This window comes from Mesorhizobium sp. M1E.F.Ca.ET.063.01.1.1 (assembly GCF_003998155.1).
GTDB lineage: Bacteria > Pseudomonadota > Alphaproteobacteria > Rhizobiales > Rhizobiaceae > Mesorhizobium.
This window is the reverse complement of the sequence record NZ_RZSC01000439.1, coordinates 1-4,934: the sequence shown is the minus strand read 5'-3', so window position 1 is coordinate 4,934 and position 4,934 is coordinate 1. Positions and strand designations below refer to the sequence as shown.

Here is a 4,934-nt window from a genome sequence, read left to right as displayed (position 1 = left end):
GGCATGAGCATCGAGGCGTTCAAGTCGATCTTCTGGTGGGAATGGGTGCATCGCATCCTTGCGCGCAGCGTCGGCGCCGTCTTTGCCCTTCCACTCCTGTTCTTCTGGGCAACACGCCGCATAGAGCGCGGCCTCGGGCCGAAGCTGTTAGGCATCCTCCTGCTCGGAGCCCTGCAGGGCGCCATCGGCTGGTGGATGGTGGCTTCGGGGCTGGTCGACCGCGTCTCGGTCAGCCAGTACCGGCTGGCCACGCATCTGACGATCGCGGCGCTGATCTACACCGCCACCATGGTGGTCGCGCGAGGGTTGGCGCCCCACTCCGAGCGCGCCGCCGACCGCTCGACGCAGCGGCTTGCCGGCTTCATCGTGCTTTTGGCGCTGATCCAGATCTATCTCGGCGGGCTGGTTGCCGGCCTCCACGCCGGCTTGAGCTACAACACATGGCCGCTGATGGACGGAAAGGTGATCCCGGCTGATCTCTTCTTGCTGAAACCCGCCTGGCTGAACTTCTTCGAGAATCCGAAGACGGTGCAGTTCGTGCACCGGCTCGGCGCCTACGCGCTCTTTGTGGTGTCGCTCTGGCATATGATCGCCACGTGGCGGCGCCAGCCCGCCACGACGCATGCCCGCCGCGCCACGCTGCTGTTCCTACTGGTGCTGGTGCAGGCCTCGATCGGCATCGGCACGCTCTTGATGCAGGTGCCGTTGCACATGGCGTTGACCCACCAGGGCTTCGCGCTGATCGTGCTCGGCTTTGCCGCCGCGCATTGGCGCGGCACCAAGGGCGCTTATCCGCTGCCGACCGAGATCGCTGTCAGAAGCTGAAGCGCACCTTGTGCATCGCCGCTCAGTGCTTGATGCCGAGCATCAGGTCCAGGTTCTGCACGGCGGCCCCGGAGGCACCCTTGCCGAGATTGTCGTAAACGGCGAGCAGAAGCGCCTGCGCACGCTCGTCATTGGCGAACACATAGACCTTCATCCGATTGGTGCCGTTATAGACCTCCGGATCGATCTCCGGCATGCGCTCCATATGCGTATAGGGCGCGACCTCGACCACGCCGCCATCGATCGAGGCGTAGTGGTCGGCGATCGCCGCATGAAGCTCCGCGCCTGTCGGCACGCGGTCGAGGCCGCCGAGCTGCAGCGGCACCACCGTGATCATGCCTTGCGCGAAATTGCCGACCGCCGGCTGCATGATCGGATCATGCGTCAGCTTCGCATAGGTCCTGAGCTCCGGCACATGCTTGTGCTGCAGCGTCAGGCCATAGGGCAGGAACTCGGGCGCATCCTCGCCCTTGCCGACATAGTCCTCGATCATTGGGCGGCCGCCGCCGGAATAGCCGGAAATGCCGTTGACGGTGATCGGAAAATCGGCGGGCAACAGGCCGGCGGAAACCAGCGGACGCAGCGTTGCGATCGGCCCCTGCGGCCAGCAGCCGGGATTGGCGATCCGTTTGGAATTGGCGATCTTTTTCGCCTGATCCTTGTCCATTTCGGCAAAGCCATATTCCCAGCCCTCGGCCACGCGATGCGCGGTCGAGGCATCGATCACCTTGGTCGTGTCGTTCTCGATCAGCGACACGCTTTCCTTGGCGGCGGCATCCGGTAGGCAGAGGATCGCGACATCGGCGGCATTGAGGAATTCGGCCCTGGCCGCGGCTTCCTTGCGGCGCTCCGCGGGTATGGAGATGATCTCCAGGTCGCCGCGGTCGGCCAGCAGCGCCCTGATCTGCAGGCCTGTCGTGCCATGCTCGCCGTCAATGAAGATTTTCGGTTTCATCGGTTACAAAATTCCCTGCGATTTCAAGGCTATATGCCGTTAGCGTTATGTAGAACGGCATGAGTGCCGTTGTTCAGGTCATCGAGCCGCGCCTTCCGTTCGGCCACCAGGCCAAGATAGTGCATGGCAATGATCGATCCGGCGATCGCCGTAATATCGGCATGATCATAGGCCGGCGCAACCTCGACGACGTCAGCGCCGACGATATCGACCTGGCCGAGCTGGCGCAGCGTCGAGAGCATCTTGGCCGAGGACGGGCCGCCGGCCACCGGCGTGCCGGTGCCGGGCGCGAAGGCCGGGTCGAGGCAGTCGATGTCGAAGGTGAGGTAGGTCTTCCTGCCGCCGGTCCGGTCGACGATAGCATAGGCGATGTCGGAGGCGCGCATTTCCTCGACCTCGTGGCCGTAGAGGATCTTGATGCCGAACGTGTCCGGCGCATGCGTGCGAATGCCGATCTGGATCGACCGGTCGGGATCGATGATGCCTTCTTTCACGGCGCGGGCGACGAAGGAGCCGTGATCGATGCGCTTGCCGTCATCCGGCCAGGTGTCCTGATGCGCGTCGAACTGCACCAGCGCCAGCGGCCCGTGGATAGCCGCATGCGCCTTGAGCAGCGGCCAGGTGACGAAATGGTCGCCGCCCAGCGTCAACAGGAAGGCGCCTGATTTCAAGATTTTGGCCGCCTCGCGCTCGATCGCGCCAGGGGTCTTCTGATGATTGCCGCTGTCGAGCAGACAATCGCCATAGTCGATCACCGCGAGCTGTTCGAACAGGTCGCGCGAGAACGGATATTGCGGATCGTTGTCGAGGATCGCCGAAGCGCGGCGGATCGCCTGCGGCCCAAAGCGAGCGCCCGGCCGGTTGGTGACGGCGGCGTCGAAGGGGATGCCCCACACGACGGCGTCCGCGCCCTTTACGTCCTTCGTGTACTTGCGCCGCATGAACGACAGCGCGCCGGCATAGGTCGGCTCGAACGATGCGCCCGTCTTGGAACGGGCGGTGAAGGCGTGGTCGATCTCTTTGTTCGCCATTACGGGTCCTCGGTTGTCATCGGGGCAGCACTACAGAACCGGCACGCAACATGCCAGTCACAGCTTGCGGAGACGGAATGGCGCTCGCCGAGTGCCATGGCAACACAGGATTTGTATCATTATGACCGAGGCCGCCTTGCTCAACCTCGCACCTGCTCCGGCGGCAACCCGAACCGGCACGGCGGCCGGCGAGCGCTTCCTGGTGCTCGATTCCTGGCGCGGCATCTGCGCGCTGCTGGTGGCGCTGTTCCATTTTCCCACGACGTCGATAATCTCCCAGAGCGCCTTTGTCGGCGGCTCCTATCTGTTCGTCGATTTCTTCTTCGTGCTTTCCGGTTTCGTCATCGCCAGCTCCTACAGCGGCCGGCTGAGCGAGCCGGGTGAGATTGCCCGTTTCGCGCTGGTGCGCTTTGGCCGCATCTACCCGCTGCATCTTTCGATGCTTGCCGCTTTCGTCGCCTTCGAGGCGATGCGGCTCGCCCTGCCGGCACTGCATGGAACCGGTGCCGCGCCCTTCACCGCAGGCTTTGATCTGAGAAGTCTTGTCGCCAATCTCTTCCTGCTGCAGGGCATGGGGGTGGAGGAGCATCTGACCTGGAACGCGCCGAGCTGGAGCATTTCGGCCGAGTTCTTCACCTATCTGCTGTTTGCCGGCGTGGTGCTCGCGACCGGCCGGCGCGCCTGGATATGGTTCGCCGCCGCGGCCGTCACGGCGCCTTTCTTCCTGCTTGGCTTCTCGACCCGTCATATGGACGTGTCCTTCGATTTCGGCTTCATCCGCTGCCTTTACGGCTTCTCGCTCGGCGCGCTGCTGGCCTGGTTTCAGCACGATTCCATTGCAGAGGCGCGACAGGCGATGGCAGGCGCAGGGCGCATTGCCTGGATGATGGCCGAGCTCGCCATGGTCGCGGCGATCGGGCTGTTCGTTTCGGTCGCCGGATCGAACGACGCCGGGATCGCCGCGCCCGTCGTCTTCGCTCTGGCGCTCTATCTCTTCGCGCATGAGGGCGGCTTGATCAGCGCGCTGCTCTCAAGCCGGCCGATGCTGCTGCTCGGCTCGCTCTCCTACTCGATCTACATGGTCCACATCTTCGTCCAGGGCCGCATGATCAATGTCGGCGGCCTCCTCGAGCGCAAGCTCGGGCTTGGCATTGTCGGCGACATGACGTTGCGCGGCGATCAGGTGACCGGCTTCGGCGTCGGCTCGCCATGGATCGGCTTCGCCGCGATCATAGCAATGTTGATCGCCGTCATCGTCGCATCCTGGTTCACCTGGCGCTTCGTCGAAATGCCGGCGCTGGCCTGGTTCCGTCGATTTGCCAAGCGGATTTGAGACGCCTTCGGCTTAACAGCTAGCCGGCTTCGTTCACCACCCTGTCATGGGCATCGCCTAACCGGGACCCGACCCGGAACGGAGCGATTCCCCGATGCGAACACTCTGGCTGAGCCTTTTTCTGTCCGCCACCCTTGCGGCCGTCTCCGGCCAAAGCTTAGCCGGCGAGACACGCGCTGCCCAAATCCTCGACCGTTTCGAACACGCCAACCAGTGGCGCGACCATGTGATGATCGCCGCCCACCGCGCCGGCAGCATGCAGGCCGGCAAGAGGCTTTATGCCGAGAACTCGCTTGCCGCGGTCGAGGGCTCGATCGCCATCGGCGCCGAGATCGTCGAGGTTGATATCCGTCGCTCGAAGGACGGCGAATTTGTCGTCATGCATGACAGCTGGTTGGACCGCACGACGACCTGCAGGGGCGAGGTGGGCAGCTTCACGCTGGCAGAGCTGAAAAAATGCCGGCTGGTGGTCGAAGGCACGGGCGCCGTCACCAACGAGCCGGTGTCGACGCTGCGCGAGATGCTGCTTACGACCAAGGACAGGATCCTGATCAACCTCGACAACAAGCTGGAGGTGACCGACCTGCCGGGAATGATCGCGGTCGCCCGTGATCTCGGCATGGCCGATCAGGTGATCGTCAAGGAAACCCTGTGGAACCGCCAGCGCATCGACGCCGCCAGGGCTGCGCTCGCCCAGGCAGGTAGCGGCTTCCAGTTCATGCCGATCCTTGCCGATGACGCTGTGCACGATGCCGCCTTTGCCGAGGAAGTAGCGCGGGCATTTCCGCTG

Annotated in this window: 5 protein-coding genes; 3 read left to right on the top strand and 2 right to left on the bottom strand. The window is 63.9% G+C overall.

Translation table 11 applies throughout. From position 1 onward, the window contains the following. The coding region (locus tag EOA29_RS24840) for a COX15/CtaA family protein (protein WP_145969781.1) at nt 1-825 on the top strand (825 nt) is incomplete at its 5' end. Nucleotides 826-847: 22 nt separating this feature from the next. Here the strand turns inward: EOA29_RS24840 and argC are convergent. Both argC and speB read right to left on the bottom strand, forming a co-directional pair. Next, nucleotides 848-1,780, bottom strand: coding sequence for an N-acetyl-gamma-glutamyl-phosphate reductase (argC, locus tag EOA29_RS24835; protein WP_126094194.1), 933 nt, complete (start codon nt 1,778-1,780; stop codon nt 848-850). A gap of 29 nt (nt 1,781-1,809) precedes the next feature. Beyond that, nucleotides 1,810-2,811, bottom strand: a complete 1,002-nt coding sequence (speB, locus tag EOA29_RS24830; protein WP_126094193.1) for an agmatinase — start codon at nt 2,809-2,811, stop codon at nt 1,810-1,812. Nucleotides 2,812-2,932: 121 nt separating this feature from the next. Between speB and EOA29_RS24825 the strand changes: the two genes are divergently transcribed. Together EOA29_RS24825 and EOA29_RS24820 are read left to right on the top strand one after the other, a co-directional pair. Then, nucleotides 2,933-4,144: an acyltransferase gene (locus tag EOA29_RS24825; RefSeq protein ID WP_127221749.1), complete on the top strand. Its 1,212-nt coding sequence runs from the start codon at nt 2,933-2,935 to the stop codon at nt 4,142-4,144. A 94-nt stretch (nt 4,145-4,238) separates the two neighbouring features. After that, the coding region (locus EOA29_RS24820; RefSeq protein WP_145969780.1) for a glycerophosphodiester phosphodiesterase family protein at nt 4,239-4,934 on the top strand (696 nt) is incomplete at its 3' end.

Coding starts and splice junctions, on each gene's coding strand:
- argC (WP_126094194.1), bottom strand. CDS start 1,780: ATGAAACCGAAAATCTTCATTGACGGCGAGCATGGCACGACAGGCCTG.
- speB (WP_126094193.1), bottom strand. CDS start 2,811: ATGGCGAACAAAGAGATCGACCACGCCTTCACCGCCCGTTCCAAGACG.
- EOA29_RS24825 (WP_127221749.1), top strand. CDS start 2,933: ATGACCGAGGCCGCCTTGCTCAACCTCGCACCTGCTCCGGCGGCAACC.